This window comes from Maledivibacter sp. (assembly GCA_025210375.1).
GTDB lineage: Bacteria > Bacillota > Clostridia > Peptostreptococcales > Caminicellaceae > JAOASB01.
In genome coordinates this window covers 93,678-118,883 of the sequence record JAOASB010000013.1, presented here as the reverse complement: position 1 = coordinate 118,883, position 25,206 = coordinate 93,678, and the positions used below count along the sequence as shown (strand labels likewise).

Below are 25,206 nucleotides of genomic sequence, written 5' to 3'. Positions count from 1 at the left end.
GAAAATAACAGCTGTATAGAAGCTGTTATTTTTAAGATACAAGAAAGAAAAAGGATTTTGAAGAGTTTATACCCATTATATAGGGTTTGTATAGTATAATTAAAACAAAATCTTTAATTTAAAACTACTAAAATTATAATTGGGATAATATAGATTAAAAAGACAAAAAATAGGGTAATAAATAATTAAGGACAGGTGAAATACTTTATGGAAAAAATGGTTGATCTTAGAAGTTGTACTATTGTTGAATTAGAGGACTTAGCAATTCAAGCAGGCGAAAAAAAGTTTAGGGGAAGGCAAATATTTAGTTGGGTCTATAAAGGTATTGATGATATAGACTCTATGACAAATTTATCTAAAAAATTCAAAAACCAACTTAAGAGGGTATCATATGTAAATAATATGGATATATTAAAGGTATTAGAATCCAAGATCGACGGGACAAAAAAATATTTATTTGCTCTTAAGGATGGAAACATTATTGAAAGTGTATTGATGAAATATAAGCATGGGAATACTGTTTGTGTATCCACACAAGTAGGTTGTAAAATGGGGTGTAGTTTTTGTGCCTCAACAATTGATGGGATTGTGAGAAATTTGACCTCCGGAGAAATTATTGGGCAGATATTGTCTATACAGAAGGATAATGGAGAGAGGATATCTAATGTTGTACTTATGGGGAGCGGGGAGCCCCTTGATAACTACGAAGAGATTATCAAATTTTTTAATATAATTAACGACCCCTTAGGATTAAACATAAGTATGAGAAACATTACCCTGTCCACATGCGGCATTATTCCTAAACTACTTGAATTAGCGGAAGAAAGGCTTCAAATAACTTTAGCTATTTCCCTACATGCACCAAACGATAGTATGAGAAATAAAATTATGCCTATAAATAAAGTATATAATATTGAAAAACTTTTAGATGCATGTAAGAAATATACTAAAAAGACTAATCGTAGAGTAACCTTTGAATATTCTTTAATAAAGGGGTTTAATGATGACAAAGCCTGTGCCATTGAACTTTCACAAAAATTAAAAAATATGCTTTGTCATGTAAATCTTATTCCACTTAATGAAGTTAAGGAAAAACAACTTAAAGGTTCAACAAGGGAAAGGGCATATGAATTTCAAAAAATACTAAAGAAAAATGGTATTGATGCAACGATTAGGAGAGAACTAGGTAGCGATATCGATGCTGCTTGTGGACAGCTAAGAAAAAGCTACATAGAAAATGTGAAGAAATAACGAATGTTAATTGAGAAAAAAAATTAAATGTTTCTGGAGGAATTTCTCGAAAATCGTAGAACTAGTTACTAAAGAATATTCTAAATATTCTTTAACCTTATATTCTTTCTCTAACAAATTTAAGGGAGGAGATTAAAATGATAAGTATATTGGCAGGCTCAAAGGGTACTGGGAAAACTAAAAAAATAATTGGGTTAGCAAATGAAGAGGTTGTGAAATCTAAGGGTAACATAATATTTGTGGACGATGATAAAAGGCACATGTATGATCTTAAGCATAAGTTAAGATTCATAAGTATGGATGAATATCCCACAAGCACTATAGATGAATTTTTCGGATTCCTTTGTGGAATTATATCAAATGATTACGACATTAATAAGATTTATATTGACGGATTATTAAAAGTAATGGATTCGAATTGTGATGAAATACCTAAACTAGTTAGTAAGCTAGAAGTTTTGTCTGATAAATATGAAATCGATTTCTTCATGACAATCAGCTGTAACAAAGACCAGCTTAATGAAGATTTAAATAAATATCTGGTATAAACCTAAAAAAGAGTAAAGAGTCCACTATGGGCTCTTTACTCTTTTTCTCATGCTGTGAGCAAGTTGTATAATTTCAATTCTTTAAAGTCATTTTGGCAATACATCTTATCTTGCTAAAAATGATTTTCCCAAAAATCTTTTTATATCCTGTGGATCACTGTCTATATTTAATAATATTTCCTTTCCCGTTTCTTCCATGATGACTAATACTTCAGCTTTGCCTTGAAGAAAGAATTTACTAACCGTGTTTTCTTTTACTTCTCTAATTTTATTTCTATGATTTTTCTTTTTCTCATATTCCTTTGTAAAGTATGAGCCTAAAAGTTCAATAACCTTAGTATATCGTTCCATATAATTACCTCCTAAATAAATCATTACCTTTAAATATGTATAAATAAATAGCTGAATTTAAAGCTCTATAAGTTAGTATACCATATAAGCTTTATTATAAAACATAGCTTTAGCTAAATATGGAACATAAATGATTTTAACTGTATATGATAATATTAACCCATATTATTCATAGGAGATTTAAAACTCTACTGCGTCCTTTTATTTCTAAGACATTTATCAAATTTTGGACGTACCGTTTTGGTATGCCCTAAAACTTGATAGACGTCTTAGAAATCAAAATCAACCTAAATATTTTTAAACTTCCCATGGATAATTTAAGTTAAGGTAGCTTTTTAGGAGGGATTAAATTGAGAGTTTTAGACATAGGCTCACAAGGTACAGATGTGATGGAGATACAATCTTTGCTTAAAAAAATCGGATATAATCCAGGACCCATAGATGGCTATTATGGACCCCAAACTAGAGATGCAGTAATATCCTTTCAAAAAGATAATAATTTAACTCCAGATGGGATAATTGGGCCTCAAACATATAAACTAATAAATGTGTTGCTAAGGGGCTATGATGAATATTATATTCAATCTGGAGATACATTATGGCAAATAGCTAGAGATTATTATACTACTGTTAATAAAATTGTTACAGCTAATCCTGGAATTAATCCCTTTCAGCTTCAAATAGGGCAGAAAATAATTGTGCCCTATGGGATAGATGTTGTAGATACAAATATAGACTATACCTATGAAATAATGGAAAGAGATATCGAGGGTCTAAAAGTTAGATATCCCTTTATTGAAGTAGGAGTAGCAGGGGAAAGTGTCCTAGGGAAAAAACTATATTATATAAGGCTGGGAAAGGGTCCAAATAAAGTTTTCTATAATGGAGCCCATCATTCACTAGAGTGGATCACTGCACCACTTCTTATGAAATTCACAGAGAATTTCTTGAAGAGCTATACCGATGGAAAAAACATAAGGGGTTATGATTTAGAAAAACTATGGAATGAAAGTAGTATATATATTATGCCAATGGTTAATCCAGATGGAGTAGATTTAGTACTAAATGGGCTTAGTAGAGATAATCCCTATTATAATGAACTAATAGTATGGAACAATGGCAGTACAGATTTTTCAAAGAATTGGCAGGCCAATAATAAAGGGGTAGATCTGAACCATAACTATCCTGCAAGATGGCAGGAGTCTAAGGATGCGGAGATAGCATTGGGAATTGTTGGGCCAGGACCAACTAGGTATGGAGGCCCTTTTCCTTTATCTGAGCCAGAAACCGAGGCCGTAACCGAGTTTGTAAAGAATCACGATTTTAGGCTTGTCCTTGCATATCATACCCAGGGAGAGGTTATATTTTGGAGGTTTGATAATCTTCAACCACCTGAGGCAAAGACAATAGGTGAAATGTTTTCAGATGTGAGCGGGTATAGGCTTGGGGAAGTATATGGAATAGCATCCTATGCAGGAATGAAGGATTGGTTTATTCAGGAATATAGAAGACCAGGATATACAGTAGAGGCGGGTAAGGGCAAAAATCCCCTGCCAATATCTCAGTTTGATAAGATTTATAATGATAATGAAGAGCTTTTGTTATTGGCATCTGTAGTTTAAATGTTAATAAAAAGTTAACAATTTTTAAAAGATGTTTAAAGCATATGGAATTGTAGTATAATATATATATAGGAATAAATACTAGGGATTATTTTAACCCAATTTAACGGTGATCTACCGCGAGAGGGGTATGATATGAAGAAAAACAAAGATATAATGGTCTGTGTTACACAGCAAAAATCCTGTGAGAGACTAATCGAGAGAGGCGCTGAAGTCAAAAACAAGTTAGATGTAGATGGACAGCTTCATGTAATTCATGTTGTAAAAGATGGATGGAAGTATTTTGGTAAGCTTAAGGAATCTGACGCATTGGAATATCTATTTGATATTTCTAAATCCTATGGCGCAGATTTAACGGTTATAAAGGCTCCAGATATAGAAGAAACGTTAATGAACTTTGCTGAAAAGAACAATATAGAGATAGTAGTTATGGGTGAATCCTTAGAAAAATCCTCGCAACAAAATATGATAGAAAGATTTAAAAGAAAGCTAGATCGAAATATTGTACTGGAGATTGTACCTGTTAATGAATTTAATGAAAGAGCTGTATAGAGTAAAAAAGCAAGTGGAAATAAACACTTGCTTTTTTGTGTGATAAATATACCTATTAATGATATACTAAGATAGTGATTATTCATAAGCGTGAAAGAGGGAAGTGAATATGGAAGAAAGTAGACAAAGATATAGAACATACTCAAGCTATCTAAAGGAGAAATATGGACAAAAAGTTTATAAGATTCCCATTAATCTTCCCTTAACCTGTCCAAATAGAGATGGAGAATGCGGAATAGGAGGATGTATTTTTTGTGGAGATGTAGGAACAGGCTTTGAAAGCTTAGAAAATACACTATCTGTTCAGGAACAACTAAATAAAAACATCGAATACATCAGAAAAAAATATAAGGCTGAAAGGTTTATAGCATATTTCCAGAACTTTACTAATACATATATGCCTATTGATTCCTTTGAAAAATATGTTCAAGAGGCAGCAGAGGTTGAAAATATAGTAGAAATATGTGTATCAACTAGACCAGATTGTATACATCCTAGGTATCTACAGGTGTTAGATGACTTAAAGAAAAAGTATGGAGTGGAAATAACTATAGAATTAGGATTACAAACTATTAATTACAAAACATTAAAGAAGATAAAGCGAGGACATACCTTAGCTGAATTTATTGATGCAATAAATAATATTAAATCCTTTGGATTTGAAAGCTGCTGTCATTTAATATTAAATCTCCCTTGGGATGATATGGAGGATGTAATTGAAGCATCCAAGATAGTATCGGCTATGGGGGTAAATCAAATTAAACTACATTCTTTATATATATTACAAAATACAGAACTGGGTAGAATGTTTGAAGAAGGTAAGATTTCACTAATTACCGCTGAAGAATATGTAAATAGGGTTGTGGGTTTCATAAATTATTTAAGCCCAGAAATAGTAATACAAAGGATAGCAGGCAGAGCCCCTAAGGAAGAAACTCTTTTCTGTAATTGGAATATGAGTTGGTGGAGGATTAGGGATATGATAGAAGAAAAATTAGATCAGCTAGATATATATCAGGGTAAAGGATATGATTATTTAAGTGGTAAAGGGGTAAAAAAATTTTTGAAATAACAGACCTATATGAGGGTCAATTTTCCACATTAATATATAAAGTTATATATACATATAGAATTTATTAATGAAAATATGATATAGTATTGTTTGAGATAAATAAGTAATCGAAATATATTATATAGGGTTTTTATAGTATAAATTAAAGTCTTGACTGGAATCTCTATAATACATAGTCTAAGCTAAAAGCATTGTTTCATTAAATTATGATTTGAACTTTTTAAGATTATCTATGCTTTCTCTTAATAAAAATTGGGGAATAATAAGGTTGAAAGATTACTATATTGGGGAGATATAAGAATGGAGAATAAACTCTTAATTTGGGATATCGATGGAACATTAATAGATAGTAAGGGCTCAGGAAGAAGAGCTATGGACAATACCTTCCTTCATCTTTATAATATTGAGGAAGGATTTAAAGAAGTCAATATGGCTGGTAGATTGGACTATCGTATATTAAAGAATGCCCTTGAGATAAATGACATCAAGGAAGAAAATATGGCTAGATTTTTTGAAAAGTATGAAGAAATGTTAAAACAAGAGCTGAGCTTAAATACTTCATCAAGAGTTCTACCAGGGATCAATGAGATATTTGATACAACTTTAAATCAAAAGAATTTATTTCATGTTTTAGGTACTGGGAATTGTGAAAGAGGAGCTAGACTAAAGCTATTGCATTTAGGATTAAATAAGTATTTTAAAATAGGTGGTTTTGGAGACGAAGATGCTGAGCGGTGGGAGATTATAGAAAAAGCCGTTGAAGAGGCTAAAGACTTTTATAAGATTGATTTTCTAGAAAAGGATATATATGTTATTGGAGATACACCATTAGATATTGAGTGTGGGAAGATATTAGGATTAAAATCTGTTGCTGTTGCAACTGGTTGGTCTAGCTATGAAGACCTAAAGAAATTTGAACCGGATTATTTGTTCAAAAGCTTTGAAGATTTTGAAGAATTTTTATCCATATTAACAAATTAGAAAATACATAAATGAGACAAGAATAGGGTCTGAAGTAATAACCTAGATATTTTAAGATTAAGTTAATGACTATAGGTTTTAGTGGGGTGGTATAGTTGCAGAGAATAAAACAATGGAAAAAAATATTATTACCCTATGGGCAAGCTGTTGAAGAACTAAAGGTTAAATTCAAATCTATTAGAAATGAATTTAGAGATATGAATGAATATTCACCTATTGAATTTGTGACGGGAAGGGTAAAAAAGATATCTAGCATACTGGAAAAAGCTAGTAGAAGAAATATTCCTGAAGATGAAATAGAGGAAGAGATTGAGGATATAGCTGGCATAAGGATAATGTGTCAATTTGTAGATGATATATATGAGGTTGTAGAGCTTATTAGAAAAAGAAGTGGTAAGGACCTAGAGATTGTTTATGAAAAGGATTATATAAAGAATAATAAGGAAAGTGGATATAGAAGCTATCATGTGATAATTAAGTATCCCGTTCAAACTGCCCTAGGAGAAAAAAATATACTGGCAGAGATACAAATACGTACTTTAGCTATGAACTTCTGGGCAACCGTAGAGCATTCTTTAAATTATAAATATAAAAAGAATATTCCTGAAAATGTTAGAATAAGATTGAGAAAGGCGGCAGAAGCCGCGTATCAATTGGATAAAGAGATGTATGAAATTAGGAATGAAATAATTAATGCTCAAATATTATTTGAAGAAAAAACAAGTAGTGTTTATGAAATTGCTAACAATATACAGTTATTGAGCCTATTTGGCTATAAAGATGAAGCAAAGGATTTTCAGAGTAAGTTTGATGATATATGGGAAAATGGAAGTCTAGAAGAATTGCAAAAGCTTTCTGAAAGAATAAAATTTATAATTCAGAGATATCAAGCCTTTGATTGATAAATTGAACGCTTGAATCTTAAGCTTTACAATTAAACTACAAATATTTTGTTGTTTCTTTTGTTAAAGTAGGGAGTTAAGCATATGAAAAAATGGTATAATAAATTATTTTTAAATGATATAAGAAGAGCAATAGATGATTATGATATGATTGAAGAAAATGAGAAAATAATAGTGGGGTTATCTGGTGGAAAGGATAGCACTTTACTATTGATTGCCCTCAATCTACTAAGCAAATATTCCTATAAAAGCTTTGATCTAATAGGGGTGCATTTAGATTGTGGATTTGATATGGATATAGGGCCTTTAAAATGGCTTTGTGAAAAAGAGGGCATAAAGCTTCATGTAGAAAAAACTGACATCATAAATTTTTTGGATTTTGAGTCAAGTAAAAATCCTTGTTATCTATGTGGGCGTTTGAGAAGAGGCGCACTTGGCAGAGTAGCTAAAAAATTCGGTGCGTCAAAAATAGCCTTAGGGCATCATATGGATGATGCCGTTGAAACATTTCTTATGAATATGCTTTATACTGGTAAGTTAGGAACCTTTCATCCAAAGGTCTATGAACCTGAAAAAGATATATTTTCTATAAGACCTTTAATTTATGTAAAAGAAGAGGTTATAATAAAGGTAGTAGAGATTTTAGAGCTTCCTATAATTAAATCTAAATGTCCCATAGATGGATGTACAAGTAGGCAGGAAATGAAAGGGTTAATAGATGGGCTACAAAATGATTATCCAGATATAAAGCAAAAAATAATCACATCCTTAAGTAATATTGATTTGAAAAATATGTGGAAGCAAAGAAGAGATTGTTGGTGATAAGATGGCATTGTATGGAATTGCAGATTTACATTTGAGCTTTGAAGCTGATAAGCCTATGGACATATTCGGAGATCTGTGGAAAAACCATGAAGAAAGCATTAAAAAAAATTGGATAAATAAAATTAAAGATGAAGATACTGTTTTAATACCTGGAGATATATCTTGGGCCATGAGATTGAAAGAGGCTATGGTGGATTTAAGCTGGATCAATGCCCTTCCGGGTAGAAAAATATTGCTCAGAGGAAATCATGATTATTGGTGGACATCTTTATCTAAAATGAATAAAATATTTGACAATATGTTTTTTTTGCAGAATAATTATTATATATACAATGATTATGCTTTGTGTGGTACCCGAGGCTGGACCTGTCCCAATGAAATAAAGTTTAATGAGCATGACCAGAAAATATACGATAGAGAGCTTCATAGACTTAGGCTTTCTCTAGAAAATGCCAAAAATGATGGGTGTAAAAAGTATATTGTAATGACTCATTATCCTCCAACAAACGAAAAATTTGAAAGATCAGGATTTATAGAAATTTATGAAGAATATAATGTTTCAAAGGTAATTTATGGACATTTGCACCATAAGGATTCCTTTGAAATGGGACTAAAGGGAAACTATGGAGGTATTGATTATATTTTAGCATCATGCGATTATATTGAGTTTAATCCGGTTAAAATAATTGACTAGCTTTATGTAAGTTCTTATTATAGAGAGTCTAGGGTAAATCTCTATATTGATAGGATATGTATATAACTATACTTTAGTAAGGTGCTTGACTATACTGTATTCAAGTGCTTAAATCAGATTTAGAATGGGTGTAATAATGATAAGACGTAAGATACCTGAAAATGTATTTGATAAATTTTTTCAACATAGAAATTCATTATTTATAAAGTTTAATAATGGAGATATTACAAAAAGAGAATTCATTGAGGAACATTACTATTTCATACAAAAACTAAACTTGAAACCATTTACACATAGGATAGATTCCTTTGAAAAGGGCATATATAATTATCAATATTATAATATGCTTGCAAAGTATTGCTATATGAAATCTAAGGACAGAAAGCTTATTGAAAAGCATCCCTATGTTGCCAGAAAATATGGACAAAAAGCAGGGCATTATTATAATCAAAAGGATTGGTCGACATTAAAGCTTCTTGAACATATAGATTTTGAAAATGTAGAATCATATTTTATAAAAGTCAAATCTCGTGCGTTGAAAAATAAGCTGTATGAAATAGTATTAAAGGATTTTCAAGATGTAATACTACATTCTAAAAGTGAATATATGTTAGAGAGATTGAGGTTCGAGGGTGTTTTTGAAGAGGAAATAAGAAAGTCATTAATCGATGATTATATAAATCAGAAATATTAGTTGAGCAAATTGCATAATTACCTTCTACAGAAATTATCTATTATATATAGTTTTAAGATCTCTGAAATTATACCATCGAATATGCTTATATCTTAAGTAATTACATCAAGGATGATATTCGCATATGCAATTTCGCCAAGTCACAAATATACAATTTCCTCAATTGAAAATTATAAATGGAGCTAGGGTCAAGTCCATTAAACTTTGACCCTGTTTGACATTCTAAACAAATCATAGCTAATGTTAATCAATCCAGCTAGATGGATTGAAGTGATCCTTCTTGCTTTCAAAGGTATCCTTGTCTATGATATGTTTACTGTTTTCATTTTTATTTGTTCTATGATTCCTATTAATGCTTGAATTCAGCATATCCTTATAATTTATTTCATAGCCGTCAATAAACTTATTCTTTTCTTTCATTATAGATCACTCCCGGTTTCTTTAGTATGTGGCTTTAATATATAGGGTTAAGATTTGTGTTTTAACATGTCTTTATAAAATATTTCGCTAGTATTAATTAACTTATCCCTATCCATAAGATCTGGAGTTTTTCTGTTATTTGTCTTTATATTTGAAGCAAACATATCTTCATAATATATTAGACCTGTATTGATTAATGGGTCATTATTTATCATTGAATATTCCTCCTCCCAATTATTTTATGCAGAAACTCACTTTTAGATAATTTGAAGTTTTTGCTATTAATATATTTCCCAGGAAAAAATATTGAATTAAAGGTTTTATGAACCTATAGACATTCCAGTCAAAATTTCAACTTAATATATTTCAACAACTTTCTATGATAAAACTCAGAAATATACAAGTGAAATTACATTTTTATCTATGGAGCAAATTGCATGATTATTTGCTATAAAAACCATCTACTACATGCAGTTTAAAAATCTTCAAAGCTATATCACCAAATATGCTATATCTTAAATGCCCAAATTAAGGATGATATTCCCATATTAGGTTTAGTCAAATAAGAGTTATGAAATTTCTCCTATGGCAAGAAATGGAGAGATAAAAATTTTTTTTCTACAGATACTAATATCATAAGCCATGTTGAAGGGGTGCTTATGATGAATACAAGATTATTTATTATAGCTATAACACCAGGTATTGCCCTGGCATTATCAGTTTACTTTACTGATAGATATGATAAGGAGCCTTTAACGTTATTAATAAAGGTTTTTGTTTTAGGGGCAGCATCAGTAATACCAACGGCATTTGTAGAAAGACTTCTTTTGAATTTTAATGTTTTTACTGGAATATTAAGTGCAGCTTTCACTGCGTTTATTGTTGCAGGATTAACAGAAGAGTTTTTTAAAAGGGGAGTTGTACTATTAACAGCCTTTAAAAGTAGAGCATTTGATGAAAAATTGGATGGAATAGTTTATGCGATTTTTTCTGCATTAGGATTTGCTACTGTAGAGAATGTCATGTATGTTGTCTTTAGGTTTACAACAAATCCCCATATAGGACTTTATAGAGGAATATTTTCCGTTCCTGCCCATATGCTATTTGCTGTAACCATGGGTTATTATTTATCATTGGCTAAGTTTTCCCATGATGAAAAGGAACGAAAAAAATATCTTAGAAAATCTTGGTTTGTACCAGCAGGATTACATGGTATTTTTAACTTCATTTTAATGACCCAAATACAATCTGCCTTTTTATTGTTTGTTCCTTATGTTATATATTTATGGATTATAAACCTAAGAAAACTAAACGAATTCTATATTGAATCAAAAATAACTTACAAAAGAAACTTTAGATTAGAATAAAGATATAGATTTAAACAAGGTCTATCTTAAAAGGTATTTTTTAGCTTTGTACTAGGATGTGTCAGGATAAATGAAATTTTAGGGCTATAAACTCCAACGACTTTGCTAATATCATGGGTCGATGGAGGTTTTAAATCCCTAAAAGATTCATATTCTGAGACATCCTTATTAAATTAATTTGACTAATAGGAAATGAAATATTAAAATATAGTTGGAGATAAAGCACATAAAAAAACAAACAAGTCAGATTGCGAAGTGATTTTGATTATTTTCTGGGCACCTTATCATAGGTATACTTACGTATGTAAGGGATAAAGCAACTAGGAAAAGAATTAAAATAACGAGTGAGATGACTAGTTTATTTTTTGAATGTTTCTAAACTAACTATCTTTTTGCACGTAACCTATTTGAGATGAATATAACTAAAGGACAGGGATGGAATGTCTCTGAGTTTAAATCATAGGAAATCATTGAAATTCATTTTAGTTTATAGTAATGCCAAAATAATTTTATGGAGGGGTATATGTTAAAAAACATTAAAGCTGTAATTTTTGACTTAGATGGAACTATAGTTGACTCTATGTGGATCTGGAGGGAAATAGATATAAAATACTTAGCTAAAAGAGGCATTGAATTGCCTCAAGGATTGCAAAAGGATATTGAAGGAATGAGCTTCACGGAAACCGCTATGTATTTCAAGCGGACATTTAATATATCTGATCCCATTGAAGAAATAAAAGAAGAATGGAATACAATGGCATTTGATTTTTATAGGAATAAAATCCAATTAAAAAACGGAGTATTGGATTTTATCGAATTAGTAAAGTCTATGGATATTAAATTAGGTCTTGGTACCAGTAATTCAAGGGAACTAGCATCAGCGGTTCTTAAAAAGCATGATATATATAAATATTTTGATACAATTAGAACATCCTGTGAAGTTGAAAAAGGAAAGCCCCATCCCGATGTATTCTTAAAAGTGGCAGAGGATTTAAATGTAAGACCTGATGATTGCTTAGTGTTTGAAGATACCTATGCAGGTGTTCTGGCGGCGAAGCGTGCTGGGATGAATGTTATTGCAATATCCGATGAACTATCTCTACCATATAAGAAAGAAATATGTGATTTGGCGGAAGACTATATTGAAAATTATATAAATATTGCATAGAATATACCGGGATTACCCGGTAGTTTTTTTTATAGGTCATTTTGGCAGAAAGATTCTACAAAAAACGAAGGGACTCTATGGTCCTAAGTTATTATTTAACCTTTACTTATATGAATTTAGGGTATATTATATCATAAGAAGAAAAATGGATTAATAGAAATAATATTATATCAAGGAGTGTGTCATATTGAAAAAAGGACAAATAGTAGAAGTTGAAATAATGGATATGGAGTTTCCCGCAAAGGGTATAGGAGAACTTGAAGGAAAAAAAGTTTTCATAAAAAATGCCTTGAAGGGACAGACGGTAAGGGCTAGAATAAAGAAGAATCGTAGGGAGTACTGCGAAGGCAAATTAATCGAAGTTATTAAGCAGTCCCCCTTTGAATCAGAATCATTCTGTTCACATTTTGGACTTTGTGGAGGATGTGCCAGGCAAACTGTTGACTATGATATACAACTTCAAATAAAAGCCGATTTAGTAAAAAAACTAATTGATGATGCGGGAATCCATGATTATGAATTCCTTGGTATTGAAAAAAGTCCAGAGGTATATGGATATAGAAATAAAATGGAATATTCCTTTGGTGATGAAATAAAGGGTGGAGAAATGACCCTAGGAATGCATAAAAGAGGACAGTTTAACTCTGTTGTAACAGTGAATCAATGTAAATTGGTTGATGAAGATTTCAACGACATACTGAAATTAAACCTACAATACTTTAATGAAAGAGAAATTCCACACTATGTTAATAAGACTCATAAAGGATATTTAAGACATCTTATTGTAAGGAAGGGTTTAAACACAGGTGAAATGTTGGTGGTTTTAGTTACATCCACACAGTTAGATATTGATTTGACTGACTATGTTAATAACCTTCTTGAGGTTGAGCTTCAGGGAGAAATAAAGGGAGTCATCCATATACTTAACGATAATTTGGCCGATGCAGTTAAATGTGATAAAATGGAAATCTTATACGGACAGGATTATTTTTATGATGAACTTCTCGGATTAAGGTTTAAGATATCTCCATTTTCATTTTTCCAAACAAATACATTAGGGGCAGAGGTTTTATATAAAACTGCTTTGGATTTTATTGAAGATAAAGATAATAAAACAGTTTTTGATCTCTACTGCGGGACAGGTACCATTGGTCAGATAGTTGCACAAAAGGCTAAGAAGGTAATAGGGATAGAAATAGTTGAAGAAGCAGTAGATGCTGCAAATCATAATGCCTCAAACAATGGATTAAATAATTGTCATTTTATTGCTGGAGATGTACTGAAAAAGATTGATGAATTAAATGAAAAGCCCGATATAATCATACTAGATCCACCTAGAGTAGGGGTTAATCCCAAAGCGTTAAGCAAAATCTTAGAATTTAAAGCAAAAGAGATTATATATATTTCATGTAATCCTAAAACCCTAGCGGAGAATTTAAAACAAATAAATGAGGAAAGTGATTATATCGTTGAAAAAGTTAAGTGTGTAGATATGTTTCCCCATACGCCGCATGTGGAGACTATTGTACGAATAAGTAGGTGATATAATAGGACAACAGTTAGAAACCTGTAATATGAAGGGTTGCGAACTGCTGTCCTATTTTTTTATACTCTTTTTTAGAAAAGAGTAAATCTGATTACGAAGAGGGGGTGTTATGAATGAAACCAGTTGAGCTTGACTACAGAATGACTAAGCAAGGATTTCTAGAACCTGTTATAGAAGTATCGAACGCTAGACTTAAAATAGGCAAATATGGAAGTATAGCCATGAGTTATTTAAAGAATGAGAATCCGTATAGATACAGTCTATTGAGAGCAGAAGGGACATTGATGGAAACCATGTATAAAGTCAATGAGGAAGCTCATCAAATGATGGAAGTTTTGCAAAAGCAGATGTTAATGAAAATCCCGATATTAGATCCAGAGAATTTTTACGAGAGCTATAAGCACAGGGAAATGATAAGAGCGAGAGCAGAAGAAATTGTACTTAGTGAAATAGTGTATATGCCAAGATGAAAATTTTGGTATTTTAATGAAAAAAATGAATGAAGCAGTACCCAATCGCTAAATCAGAACACTGCTTCATTCTACCCCCCACAATAAGCAGAAGTAAGTTCATTATACATCTACTTGTTGTGGAATTCAACGTATATTTAATGATTACACAATTTAGGAGGAGCACATGAGATCAATAATAGAACAACTATTTGTAGGGGAAATTAACTCATTTGATAAGTTCACTCGAACAGATGAATATAATGAATGCAGTTCAGAAATTATGAAGGAAGAAGATGAATTTTTTAAGAAAATCACCCAAGAGCAAAGACAAATATTTGATAAGTTAGCAGATATGGAAGCGGGGCGCTCTTTGATAGAGTGCAAAACCCATTTTGTCTATGGTTTTAAAGCGGGATTTAGATTAGCTGCCGAAATATATAGTGGAGAAAATGATTAGAGAAACCTTGAAACTATATAAATCAACATTGACATTATGCCATATATAGCATATTATATAAGTAGGAGATAGTGATGCATAATATAAAATTCTTTCAAAGTGACAATGGAAAAGAACCAGTAAGAGAATTTCTTGATAGCTTAGATACAAAGATGAAAGCGAAAGCGTTAAGGGAAATAACGCTCCTAAGAGATAACGGACAGGAACTACGAGAACCCCACTGCAAATATATTGATAAGGGGATATTTGAACTTAGAATTAAGTTCTCAAGTAATATATCAAGGATATTTTATTTCTTTTACGTAGACAATAATATTATACTAACCAATGGCTTCATAAAGAAGACGCAGAAAACACCACCAAGAGAAATAGAAAAGGCAATAAAATATAAGATGGCGTTTGAAAGGAGGCATAGCAATGACTGATTTTAACAACTATTTAGATGAATGTATGAAAGACCCCGAGTTTAAAAAGGAATATGATGATTTAGCTGTAGAATATGAGATTAAACAAGCCATGATTGATGCAAGGAAAGAAAAAAAGCTCACTCAAAAGGAACTGTCAACTCTGACTGGCATACAGCAAAGTCACATTAGTAGGCTTGAAAATGCCAATTATAATCCGAGCATAGCGTTTCTTAAAAGAATTGCTCATGCACTAGGAAAAGAACTTCATATAGAATTTAGATAAGTTAATCCGACTGCAATAATGTAGTCGGATTTTTTTAGCTTAATATAGCTGTTTAGAGTGTCCTTTTTTATTAAAGGTCATTTTTTTTTGCAAAAAGGGGGTACAAATCGTCGATTTTTTTCCTTACTTATGAAGGGACTTTTTTTTATTCAAGTAAAATCTGAGAGCGTACGGCTTAGATTTTGCTTTTTATATAGATACCACTAAACGATAAAAAGGAGATGATCACAATGAAATTCTTAGACAAACAACACCTATTGAATTATCACAAGATGATACAAAGAGACAATACCTATCCCACCGATCACGAGAGACAAGCCCTATTTTATATTCTTTCAGGTAATTTTGATCTAGCGAACAAGGTCAATCATATTTATGACTTTGATGATCATAGTATACGTCCTGAATGCTTGCAATCCACACAGGTTGATTTCTCATCAAGTGCCAAGAGTTTAATAAGATTATCCTTTAATCTATATAACAATTATGAAGATGGTTTCACAACACCACTAGATATTTTTCATAACCTTGATGATCGAAATTATGTCCTAGCATTTAATGCTATTCATGTAAGGTTTGGTGGTATGGAAGAAACCAAAGAACAGGATATTGAAAGAATAGAAGAAGAGGACGAACTAGAACTCTAGGAGGGCTGACATGGATACAGAGCTTAAATTAATCAGGATGGATACCATTGAAGCCATAGAAACAAAGTGGCTTTGGTATCCCTATATCCCCTTTGGCAAGATAACCATTATCCAGGGGAATCCAGGAGAAGGTAAAACCACTTTTATATTAGCTATAGCATCTACATTAACAACAGGAGGGACTTTGCCATTAGGTAAGGAGTTAGAGCCTTGTAATGTTATCTATCAGACGGCAGAGGATGGTCTAGGAGATACAGTTAAGCCTAGACTTATATCTAACAATGCTGATTGCTCTAAAGTGCTTGTTATTGATGAAAGTGAAAAAGAGTTGACTCTTACAGATGAACGTATTGAAGAAGCGATCAGGCAATTAGGTGCTAAATTACTCATTATAGATCCCATCCAAGCCTTTCTAGGAGCAAGAGTGGACATGCATCGAGCCAATGAAGTACGTCCCATTTTCAAGAAACTAGGGGATGTTGCAGAAAAAACAGGCTGTGCCATTGTCCTTATTGGTCATATGAATAAAAATATGGCAGGCAAGAGCCTTCACAGAGGATTAGGGTCAATTGATATAGCAGCTGCTGCAAGAAGTGTATTAATGGTCGGTAGAATAAAAGATGATAAAGCATTAAGAGCAGTGATACAGATCAAGAGTAATCTAGCTCCAGAAGGTTGTTCAATAGCTTTTGAACTGGATAGAGACAATGGTTTTAAATGGATTGGAGAATATAATATTGATGCAGATAGCTTACTACAAGGGACTGCACCTAATAATAGTCCGATACGTGAAGCTGAACACTTCATCAAGGCTATTCTAGCTGAAGGCAGTGTTAAAAGCTCTGTTATCTATACCAAAGCCAAAGAAGAAGGCATAGCCAAGAGAACACTGGATACAGCCAAGAAGAATCTGAAGGTGAAATCCAGTAGAATCAAAAACTACTGGGTATGGGCATTAGATTAACCATGCAACAATGCAAGAACAGGGTGTTTAGAGAAAGTGCATTCTTGAAATCAAGATTGCGTAGTTGTTAAGGGATGAGAAATTGCAATCTTGCATCCTATCCCTTATTTTTCTTTCAAAAACCCTATTCTCCACTGGCGGAAATCAAATGCCATTGGGGGAAAAGCAAATCATGGTCATAGAAGAATACATCTATCTTGATAGATGGCAAGCTTACTAAATGTGTTACTATCGTCACCATTTAGAGCTTGATGGGAAGTATCCCATACCCTCTTGTAGAAAAATATAAGATTACTCCACAGCATCCATCAACATTGCAAAAGGAGGAACGTATTGAAAAAAAATAAACATATAACCTTTCGAGTATCAGAGGAAGAATACAATAAAATTTCCAAAAAAGCTAAACAATCAGGTATGACGATCAGTCGATATATTGCTCTATCAGCACTAGGTAATACCATAACATCTATAGAGGGTTTACCCGATGTAGAAAAGCAACTCATTAAAATAGGTACAAACCTAAACCAAGCGGTGATGCTTTGTCATCAAGGCAGAATAACCACGCTAGGTCTTGAATCCACAAGGGAGGAACTAAAGAATATATGGCAGTGCTTGAATTTGTTAACCGAGGGAATAAAACGCTAACAGGACTCAAAAAGTCCATCAACTATATCACTCAACCATCAAAAACAGAGTCTCATCTAATCTATGGAAAAGACTGCAACAGTGATAACGCTTATATGGAGATGAAAGCCATAAAGCATAGCTACAACAAGATGACTGGAAGGCAGTTTATACATTTCATACAATCTTTTGCAACATGGGAAAATGTATCAGCTGACACAGTGTACGAAGTAGGTCAGAAACTACTTGAAAATCCTGTATTCAATGGTTTTCAAGTAGTCATGGCTACTCATACTGACAGGAATCATTTGCATAACCACTTCATCATCAACACAGTTAACTATGAAACGGGCTATAAATGGCAACAGAATCCAAAACAGCTCCAAGAACTAAAAAACTATTCCGACACGATTATACGAGACTATGGATTAACCGTCACACATGGTAAAAATAATAATCACATGAAATCAGGCGAGTACAGGAGCTTAGTCAAGGTGAAGAGTTGGAAACATGAACTGGAGAAAACCATTGATATATGCAAGTACAATTCCATCAACAGGCAAGACTTCATCACCAACATGGAAACCTTTGGCTACAAAGTGAAGTGGACAGACACAAGAAAATACATCACCTTCACAACCCCTAGTGGTAAAAGGTGTAGAGACAATAAGCTATCAGAAGATTATTCAAAAGACGCTATTGAAAGAAGATTAGGATTCAACCACAGTTTAGGAAATCACCAAAATATGAAGAATACTGTAGATGGGTGGTTAACAGCTATATCAAATCTTTTATCAAATAATAATCATGCAAATGATAAAAAGTATTACCCACTATCAAGCATTGAATACAAAGATATGATAGCCAATATGAAGCAAAATTCGGGATTGGATTGGGATAACCAGCAGAGCTATGAGAATGAACTAGAAATGTAGATAGGAGGTCTATAAAATGCCTAAGAGATGCTTAAAACGATTCTTAAAGGGGCGTGAATAGATGACAAGATTACCAACAGGTAGAGCATTAAAAGCTATGGAAAACATTGATGTTTCAACGGTAAATAAACAAGAACTTGTTGATATAAGAGATGTACATATAGAAAAGCACCAATCAAAAGAAGAAAAAATAAAGAGTTTCATTGATCAAGTTAAAAACCCGTATTGCTATAAATGTGGCAACGTGGTCGTCAAGGTGAGCTATGACAAAAACAAAGTAACCATGCAAGAGAAAATGAAACATTACCTATCAGATTTATAAACTTAGAAGCGTATATACCAAATTATGGACTTTGGGCTGTCCTTGTGGTATGATGCCATTAGGACAGCAGTACGCTACCCCTAAATGTTATGTGTTTCTAAGTTAATTCTTATACATTTAGGAGGGCGCATTATGAACAAGAATATTGAAGAAAAAACCTATCATGTTGCCATGTATTTACGTTTATCCAAAGAAGATGGTGACAAAGCAGAAAGCGATAGTATCGCTAACCAACGAGAATTGATACAATCCTATCTTTCCAACAAGCCAAATATGCATCTCAAGTCCATAAGGATTGATGATGGTTATTCAGGTGTCAATTTTGAGCGTCCAGCCTTCCAAGCCATGATGGATGATATAAAATCTGGTCGTATTAATTGCGTCATTGTAAAAGACCTATCAAGAATGGGTAGAAACTACATTGATACAGGACGCTATCTTGAGCAAATATTTCCCTTTTTCAGCGTAAGATTTATAGCCATAAATGATGGCATTGACAGTTTTAATGAATCAACAATGGATAACATGTTAATACCTTTTAAGAACCTTATTAATGATGCCTATCTTAGAGATATTTCTATTAAGATCAGGAGTCAGTTTGATGTAAAGAGAAAAAAAGGTGAGTTTATCGGTTCTTTTAGTCCCTATGGTTATAAGAAATCTACTGAGCATCATAATAAACTGGTTATTGATGAAGAAGCGGCAGACACCGTAAGAACTATATTCAAATGGAAAAAAGAAGGCATGAGCCATCAAGGTATAGCTGATAAATTAAATAGCTTAGGTGTATTATCACCTATGGAATATAAAAAATCAAAGGGAAGCAATTTCAAAACCACCTTCAAAGTCAATGATAAAGCTAAGTGGACTCACGTGTCCGTTTTAAGAATATTAAAAGACGAAGTTTATATCGGTGTCATATCCCAAGGGAAAAGAGTTACGGTCAATTATAAAATCAAACAACGTATAGAGAAACCAAAAGAAGAATGGATACGTGTAGAGGACGTACACGAGCCTATTATCTCTAAGGAACTATTCCAAACAGTACAAGAGGTACTTCTAAAAGATACACGTATAGCACCTAATAAGAAGAAAGTATATCTGTTTTCAGGTATGCTTATTTGTGGTGACTGTGGTAATTCAATGGTCAGGAAATCAGCAGTATCCGGTGAGAAAAAATATGTCTATTATGTTTGCAATACCTATAAAAATCAAAAGAAGTGTAGCAATCATTCCATTAAAGAAGAAGCATTAAAAGAAACCATACTACATGTTATTCGTAAGCATATAGACATTATCTTATCAATGAAAAATATCTTATCAACTATTGATGGTAGTTCCGTTCAGAACCGTGAAATTAACAAAATACAGGAATTAATAGTAAAAAATGAAGCGGAATGGGATAAAATAAATCGCTTTAAAGTGAGCATTTACGAAGACTATACAGAAGGTCTAATAAAAAAAGAAGACTATGCAGATATGAAACATATTTATGAAGAACGAAGTGGCGAAACAAAGGCTATCTTAGATAATCTTCATCATGAGCTAGAATATTTTAAAAACACCATTTCACCTGAAAGTGAGTGGATTAGTAGATTCAAACAATATCATTCGGCAGATATTTTATCAAGAGATTTGATGATTACGCTCATCGACCAAATACAAATTTATGAAGAAAACAGAATAGAGATTCATTTTAAGTACCAAAGTGCTTTTGAAAAAACTCTAAGCTATATAAAATCCATATCCAATAAAGAACTGGAAACTACATCTTTATCGGAGGTGGTTTAAATGGCAAGAGTAAGCAGAAAGGCAATAAATCAACAAAAGCCTGTAAAGAAGCAGAAGACTAAAACCTATAACACAGCACTTTACGTAAGATTATCCCATGAAGATAACGGAAATATCGGCAGTGATAGCATAGAAGTTCAAAAGAACTTATTAATGAATTACCTAGCTCAGCACACTGATCTACAGCTCTATAAAATTTACAGTGACAATGGCATGACAGGGACTAACTTTGAAAGACCTGCCTTTAAAACTATGATAAATGCAGTTAAAAAGGGAAAAGTCAATTGTATCATTGTCAAAGACCTATCACGCTTAGGACGGAACTTTGTAGAAACAGGTCATTATATTGAGCAGATATTTCCCTTTATGGGTGTACGCTTCATATCCATTAATGATAGCTATGATAGTGCAGATACAGATACAAATGCGGGACTCATGATAGCTCTTAAAAACTTAGTCAATGCAGCCTATTCAAAAGATTTATCCAAGAAAGTATGCTCACAAAAGAAGCTTCAACAACAAAAGGGAAATTTCATAGGCACTTATGCACCTTACGGTTACAGAAAAGACCCTAATAACAGCTATCAACTTGTCATAGATGAAGAAACAGCTCCCATCATAAAAAATATTTTTACTTGGAGAGCTGATGGACAATCAGTAAAAGAAATTACGAGAAAACTTAATGATGAGAATATACCATCTCCCATGAGACATAGATATCTAAAAGGAGAAACCAAGAGCAGAAGATATAAGGACGTATTATGGCTAAAATCTGCCATATACGCTATGCTGACCAAACAAGTTTATCTTGGTCATGTTGTACAGGGTGTTGCGAGGGTTATTTCATGTGGTAGCAACAAGATAAAAAATATACCAAGGGAAGACTGGACTATTGTCAAGAATATGCACGAGCCTATTATAACAGAAGATTTATTTAATAAAGCTCAGATGGCTAATGAGCGTTATAAGAATCATGTAAATGATAAGATGGGTGGTGGTATTCATGAATAAAAAAATGTATACCATAGCAACCTACATACGTCTATCAGCAGATGACCAAAACATTGGTGAAAGTAATAGCGTAAAACATCAAAGGGATTTGCTCAGTACATATATCAATAAGAGTCCTGAATTATCCTCAGCAAAAGTCATTGAATATGTTGATGATGGTTACTCAGGTACAACCTTCAACAGACCCAGTATGATTAAACTATTAGAGCAAACAAAAAAAGGATATATCAACTGCATCATTGTAAAAGACTTATCAAGACTTGGGAGGAACTACCTTGAGATGGGGAATTATCTTGAACAGATATTTCCCTTCCTTGGCGTTCGTGTTATAGCCATCAACGATGATTATGACAGTGATAAAAATGTAGGCACAACGACAGGAATCGAAATCCCTTTTAAGAACCTAATTAATGATCTATATGCAAAAGATATATCAAAGAAAGTAAAATCAGCTCATCAAGCTCTAAAAAGACAAGGCAAGTTCATTAGTGCTTATGCCTTTTACGGCTACTTTAAGGATAAGAAGGACAAACATAAGCTAATCATTGATCCAGTAGCATCAAAGGTTGTAAAACGAATATATAAACTATATCTTGAAGGTACTGGTATGACAGATATAGCGAGAATTCTAAATGATGAGAATGTACTAACCCCATTACAATATAAAAAGAGCATGGGTAGTAGTTATGGTTCATGTACCATTAACAGTGATTCTGTTGAAAAGATGTTTTGGAAAAGAGACTACATCGATAGAATTCTAAAAGAAGAAAGGTATACAGGTAAGTTAATCAGTAACAGAAGAGGTGTCACAAAGGTTGGTTCTGCAAAATGTGAATATAAAAAGAAAGAAGACTGGATCATCATTGAAGATACACATAAGCCTATAATCTCTCAAGTTGATTTTGATAAGGTTATGGAGCTACGAAAAGACAGGTATTTAGTCAAATCAAAACAATCAAATATTAGAAAACAGCACGTTTTATCCAATGTAAGATGTGGTGGATGCAACTCAAAATTACACCGTACAGCCAAGAAAAGACCTAAATTCTTTTGTATCAATAACTGGTATTCGGGTGAGAATAACTGCTTTCATGAGAGGATATTTATTGATGAGTTACAGGGGATAGTCTTTGAACTTATTAAGAAGCATATGGAGGTGTTAATCTCGTATGATGAACTTAAGAAAAGTAGTGTACAAGCCAAGGAAGATGAGAAGGCGAAACTAGAAGGTTCAATTAAAAAGCATAAGGAAAAGATAGTGAAGCTAAAAAGTGATAAGATGGCTATGTACGAAGATTATAAAATGCATCAGATTTCAAAGGTGGAGTTTATAGATAGGTCGGATGAGATTAATACTAGAATAGCTGAAATCGAAAAGAAGACAGTTGAGCTAAGGGAGATTATAGAAAAGGAGCTGGTTTATGGGGAATCAGAAGAAGCGAAGACAGCTAAAGTATTTTATGGAGCAAATACGTTGACTAAGGAGTTATATGATACCTTCGTTGAAGGGGTAATGGTGTATTCGGTGGATAGGATTGAGGTTAGGTTTAGGTTTGGAAATGAGTTTTTTTGCGTCAATTAAATATTATAAAGTCCAAGAAGGTTCGAGTATTCTTGGACTTTTTTAGATAATCAAATAAAATTCTAACTATTAATATTGCGATATGTAACGTACTAGAGTTATAATAATAGTAATCTTTAGGGAAATTTAGAAAGTTAATGAAAACTTAGCATGTGGGTAATTACAACTATATTTGATTTATAGAATAAGCTTTTGCTATATGATGAAGAAATAATGGAATTAGTAATATATATATATTGATAATTCTGGAAAAACAAAAAAGTGGTATAGATTTAAATTAAGATTTTATCATTAACATAACAGATGAAGTTATCTAGATGATACTGAGGTAAATCGACTCACTAAATTAAAACAATCATTTAATGTTTTGTTTTTGGTATTGAAAAGGCGTATAATAAATTGGATAATATTACATATATACTAATGAATTATAAATTGACTTTATAACTATAAAAAATATTATGGAGCTAGAATATAAATAGGACAACTTAAATAGAGTAAATCTTAAAACTAAGTTACAATAGAATTAGTCAAAGGAGAATCTATTTATGGGAAGAAAACAAAAGTCATATTCAGCAGAATTTAAGCAAGATGCAGTAAATTATTATTATTCATCAGGAAAATCAGTAAAAGTTGTAGCAACCGACCTGAAAATAGGCCAATCAACACTAAGTAAGTGGATTACAAGTGCTAAGCACAATGATGGTCAGGTAGAACATCGTGGATCAGGGAATTACAGTTCTGATGCCGAAAAAGAAATTGCTAAATTAAAAAAAGAACTACGTGATTCACAAGACGCATTAGAAATCTTAAAAAAGGCCATAAGCATACTGAACGATTAACTCAAACATTATATAGTTAGACGCACGAGACTAGCAAGGAACGCAAGATTTCAGTTAACAGTGTGCTTACACTTGTAGGCGTTTCAACATCCGGATACTACAGTTGGCTTAAAAGAACACCATCTAATCAAGAAATACGTAAACAAGAAGTTTCTGATGAAATAACCGAAATATATAATGAATCTAAACAAATATATGGAGCACCAAAAATCGCTTCAATTCTTTGTTCTAGAGGCCATGTAATTGCAGAAAGAACTGTAAGTACTTACATGAAAGAACTAGGAATCAGAGCCATATGGGTTCGTCCTTATGTAAAGACTACAATCGATCCAGACTTCGATATAAAGCTAAAGAATGTTTTAGCAAGGCATTTTACGCCTGATAAACCAAATGCAGTATGGGTTACTGATATAACATATATCCATACACTTTCTGGTTTTATGTATTTAACTTCTGTAATGGACTTATTTTCACGGAAAATTATAGGGTGGCACTTATCAGATAGTTTATCAACACAAGGTGTCATTAAAGCTATTCAAAAGGCCAAGAAAAATCGACAGACAAACCATCCGATTATTATACACAGTGATCGCGGCTGCCAATATGTTTCAAAAGCGTATATCGCTGAAATGCCAGCCAAAGACTTCATTCGAAGTTATTCAGCCAAAGGTACACCTTGGGACAATGCGTGTATTGAATCATTTCATGCACTTATAAAACGAGAATGGCTTAATCGCTTTGTGATTAAGCATCTTAAGCATGCCCACGAGCTAGTTTTCGAATATATCGAAACGTTTTATAATACAACAAGAATTCATAGTTGTTGTAACATGCAATCACCTCATGATTTTGAAGCTAGCTTTGCAGGTTAACTTAAAACTAAGAATTTATACATA

General features: G+C 32.5%; 30 protein-coding genes. 27 read left to right on the top strand and 3 right to left on the bottom strand.

The features are described from left to right. The first annotated feature begins 207 nt into the window (after positions 1-207). Both rlmN and N4A68_04715 read left to right on the top strand, forming a co-directional pair. Entirely contained in the window at positions 208-1,251 is a 1,044-nt protein-coding gene (rlmN, locus tag N4A68_04720) for a 23S rRNA (adenine(2503)-C(2))-methyltransferase RlmN (GenBank protein ID MCT4563604.1), read from the top strand. Positions 1,252-1,388: 137 nt separating this feature from the next. Then, positions 1,389-1,799, top strand: a complete 411-nt coding sequence (locus N4A68_04715) for a hypothetical protein (GenBank protein MCT4563603.1) — start codon at positions 1,389-1,391, stop codon at positions 1,797-1,799. A 105-nt stretch (positions 1,800-1,904) separates the two neighbouring features. On the opposite strand, the gene N4A68_04710 is transcribed toward N4A68_04715, so the two are convergent. Then, positions 1,905-2,150: a hypothetical protein gene (locus tag N4A68_04710; protein ID MCT4563602.1), complete on the bottom strand. Its 246-nt coding sequence runs from the start codon at positions 2,148-2,150 to the stop codon at positions 1,905-1,907. A 350-nt stretch (positions 2,151-2,500) separates the two neighbouring features. On the opposite strand from N4A68_04710, the gene N4A68_04705 reads away from it, so the two are divergent. From N4A68_04705 to N4A68_04670, 8 genes are all read left to right on the top strand, one after another. Beyond that, on the top strand, positions 2,501-3,772 hold the full coding sequence (locus tag N4A68_04705) for a M14 family metallopeptidase (protein MCT4563601.1): 1,272 nt from the start codon (positions 2,501-2,503) through the stop codon (positions 3,770-3,772). Between the two features lie 135 nt (positions 3,773-3,907). Beyond that, positions 3,908-4,324: a universal stress protein UspA gene (locus N4A68_04700; GenBank protein MCT4563600.1), complete on the top strand. Its 417-nt coding sequence runs from the start codon at positions 3,908-3,910 to the stop codon at positions 4,322-4,324. 109 nt (positions 4,325-4,433) lie between these two features. Continuing rightward, positions 4,434-5,396, top strand: a complete 963-nt coding sequence (locus tag N4A68_04695; GenBank protein ID MCT4563599.1) for a TIGR01212 family radical SAM protein — start codon at positions 4,434-4,436, stop codon at positions 5,394-5,396. 300 nt (positions 5,397-5,696) lie between these two features. Then, entirely contained in the window at positions 5,697-6,377 is a 681-nt protein-coding gene (locus tag N4A68_04690; GenBank protein ID MCT4563598.1) for an HAD hydrolase-like protein, read from the top strand. 95 nt (positions 6,378-6,472) lie between these two features. After that, on the top strand, positions 6,473-7,279 hold the full coding sequence (locus N4A68_04685) for a GTP pyrophosphokinase family protein (GenBank protein ID MCT4563597.1): 807 nt from the start codon (positions 6,473-6,475) through the stop codon (positions 7,277-7,279). Between the two features lie 84 nt (positions 7,280-7,363). Then, entirely contained in the window at positions 7,364-8,101 is a 738-nt protein-coding gene (locus N4A68_04680) for a tRNA 2-thiocytidine biosynthesis protein TtcA (GenBank protein ID MCT4563596.1), read from the top strand. Between the two features lie 4 nt (positions 8,102-8,105). Further along, positions 8,106-8,798, top strand: coding sequence for a metallophosphoesterase (locus tag N4A68_04675; protein ID MCT4563595.1), 693 nt, complete (start codon positions 8,106-8,108; stop codon positions 8,796-8,798). Between the two features lie 136 nt (positions 8,799-8,934). Beyond that, the gene (locus N4A68_04670) at positions 8,935-9,492 is read left to right on the top strand and encodes a hypothetical protein (GenBank protein ID MCT4563594.1); all 558 of its coding nucleotides are present in this window, start codon (positions 8,935-8,937) and stop codon (positions 9,490-9,492) included. Positions 9,493-9,735: 243 nt separating this feature from the next. Here the strand turns inward: N4A68_04670 and N4A68_04665 are convergent, their stop codons facing one another. Beyond that, positions 9,736-9,912: a hypothetical protein gene (locus N4A68_04665; GenBank protein ID MCT4563593.1), complete on the bottom strand. Its 177-nt coding sequence runs from the start codon at positions 9,910-9,912 to the stop codon at positions 9,736-9,738. Positions 9,913-9,959: 47 nt separating this feature from the next. Further along, a complete protein-coding gene (locus N4A68_04660; GenBank protein MCT4563592.1) occupies positions 9,960-10,127 on the bottom strand; it encodes a hypothetical protein in 168 nt (55 codons plus the stop codon). 447 nt (positions 10,128-10,574) lie between these two features. On the opposite strand from N4A68_04660, the gene N4A68_04655 reads away from it, so the two are divergent. The 17 genes from N4A68_04655 to N4A68_04575 all read left to right on the top strand — a co-directional run bounded on the left by N4A68_04655 (position 10,575) and on the right by N4A68_04575 (position 25,182). Beyond that, complete coding sequence (locus N4A68_04655; protein ID MCT4563591.1) at positions 10,575-11,279, top strand: PrsW family glutamic-type intramembrane protease; 705 nt, start codon at positions 10,575-10,577, stop codon at positions 11,277-11,279. Between the two features lie 523 nt (positions 11,280-11,802). After that, a complete protein-coding gene (locus N4A68_04650) occupies positions 11,803-12,447 on the top strand; it encodes an HAD family phosphatase (protein MCT4563590.1) in 645 nt (214 codons plus the stop codon). Positions 12,448-12,634: 187 nt separating this feature from the next. Continuing rightward, positions 12,635-13,990, top strand: coding sequence for a 23S rRNA (uracil(1939)-C(5))-methyltransferase RlmD (rlmD, locus tag N4A68_04645; protein MCT4563589.1), 1,356 nt, complete (start codon positions 12,635-12,637; stop codon positions 13,988-13,990). Positions 13,991-14,106: 116 nt separating this feature from the next. Next, positions 14,107-14,463 (top strand): TnpV protein, encoded by a 357-nt coding sequence (locus N4A68_04640; GenBank protein MCT4563588.1) that lies wholly within the window; start codon positions 14,107-14,109, stop codon positions 14,461-14,463. A 166-nt stretch (positions 14,464-14,629) separates the two neighbouring features. Next, positions 14,630-14,902, top strand: a complete 273-nt coding sequence (locus N4A68_04635; GenBank protein ID MCT4563587.1) for a hypothetical protein — start codon at positions 14,630-14,632, stop codon at positions 14,900-14,902. A 74-nt stretch (positions 14,903-14,976) separates the two neighbouring features. After that, positions 14,977-15,327 (top strand): type II toxin-antitoxin system RelE/ParE family toxin, encoded by a 351-nt coding sequence (locus N4A68_04630; GenBank protein ID MCT4563586.1) that lies wholly within the window; start codon positions 14,977-14,979, stop codon positions 15,325-15,327. Next, a complete protein-coding gene (locus N4A68_04625; protein ID MCT4563585.1) occupies positions 15,320-15,592 on the top strand; it encodes a helix-turn-helix transcriptional regulator in 273 nt (90 codons plus the stop codon). The genes N4A68_04630 and N4A68_04625 overlap by 8 nt, the downstream gene beginning before the upstream one ends. Before the next feature lie 230 nt (positions 15,593-15,822). Continuing rightward, a complete protein-coding gene (locus tag N4A68_04620; GenBank protein MCT4563584.1) occupies positions 15,823-16,239 on the top strand; it encodes a DUF6075 family protein in 417 nt (138 codons plus the stop codon). A 10-nt stretch (positions 16,240-16,249) separates the two neighbouring features. After that, positions 16,250-17,203, top strand: a complete 954-nt coding sequence (locus N4A68_04615) for an AAA family ATPase (protein ID MCT4563583.1) — start codon at positions 16,250-16,252, stop codon at positions 17,201-17,203. A gap of 333 nt (positions 17,204-17,536) precedes the next feature. Next, positions 17,537-17,848, top strand: coding sequence for a MobC family plasmid mobilization relaxosome protein (locus N4A68_04610; GenBank protein MCT4563582.1), 312 nt, complete (start codon positions 17,537-17,539; stop codon positions 17,846-17,848). Continuing rightward, a complete protein-coding gene (locus tag N4A68_04605; protein ID MCT4563581.1) occupies positions 17,806-18,762 on the top strand; it encodes a relaxase/mobilization nuclease domain-containing protein in 957 nt (318 codons plus the stop codon). Before N4A68_04610 ends, N4A68_04605 begins: the two co-directional genes overlap by 43 nt. A 61-nt stretch (positions 18,763-18,823) precedes the next feature. Next, entirely contained in the window at positions 18,824-19,084 is a 261-nt protein-coding gene (locus tag N4A68_04600) for a hypothetical protein (protein MCT4563580.1), read from the top strand. Positions 19,085-19,216: 132 nt separating this feature from the next. Continuing rightward, the gene (locus tag N4A68_04595) at positions 19,217-20,875 is read left to right on the top strand and encodes a recombinase family protein (GenBank protein MCT4563579.1); all 1,659 of its coding nucleotides are present in this window, start codon (positions 19,217-19,219) and stop codon (positions 20,873-20,875) included. Further along, on the top strand, positions 20,876-21,886 hold the full coding sequence (locus N4A68_04590) for a recombinase family protein (protein ID MCT4563578.1): 1,011 nt from the start codon (positions 20,876-20,878) through the stop codon (positions 21,884-21,886). Then, the gene (locus tag N4A68_04585; protein MCT4563577.1) at positions 21,879-23,468 is read left to right on the top strand and encodes a recombinase family protein; all 1,590 of its coding nucleotides are present in this window, start codon (positions 21,879-21,881) and stop codon (positions 23,466-23,468) included. Before N4A68_04590 ends, N4A68_04585 begins: the two co-directional genes overlap by 8 nt. A 548-nt stretch (positions 23,469-24,016) precedes the next feature. Continuing rightward, positions 24,017-24,310, top strand: a complete 294-nt coding sequence (locus N4A68_04580; GenBank protein ID MCT4563576.1) for a transposase — start codon at positions 24,017-24,019, stop codon at positions 24,308-24,310. Positions 24,311-24,357: 47 nt separating this feature from the next. Then, entirely contained in the window at positions 24,358-25,182 is an 825-nt protein-coding gene (locus tag N4A68_04575) for an IS3 family transposase (GenBank protein MCT4563575.1), read from the top strand. Positions 25,183-25,206 lie beyond the last annotated feature (24 nt).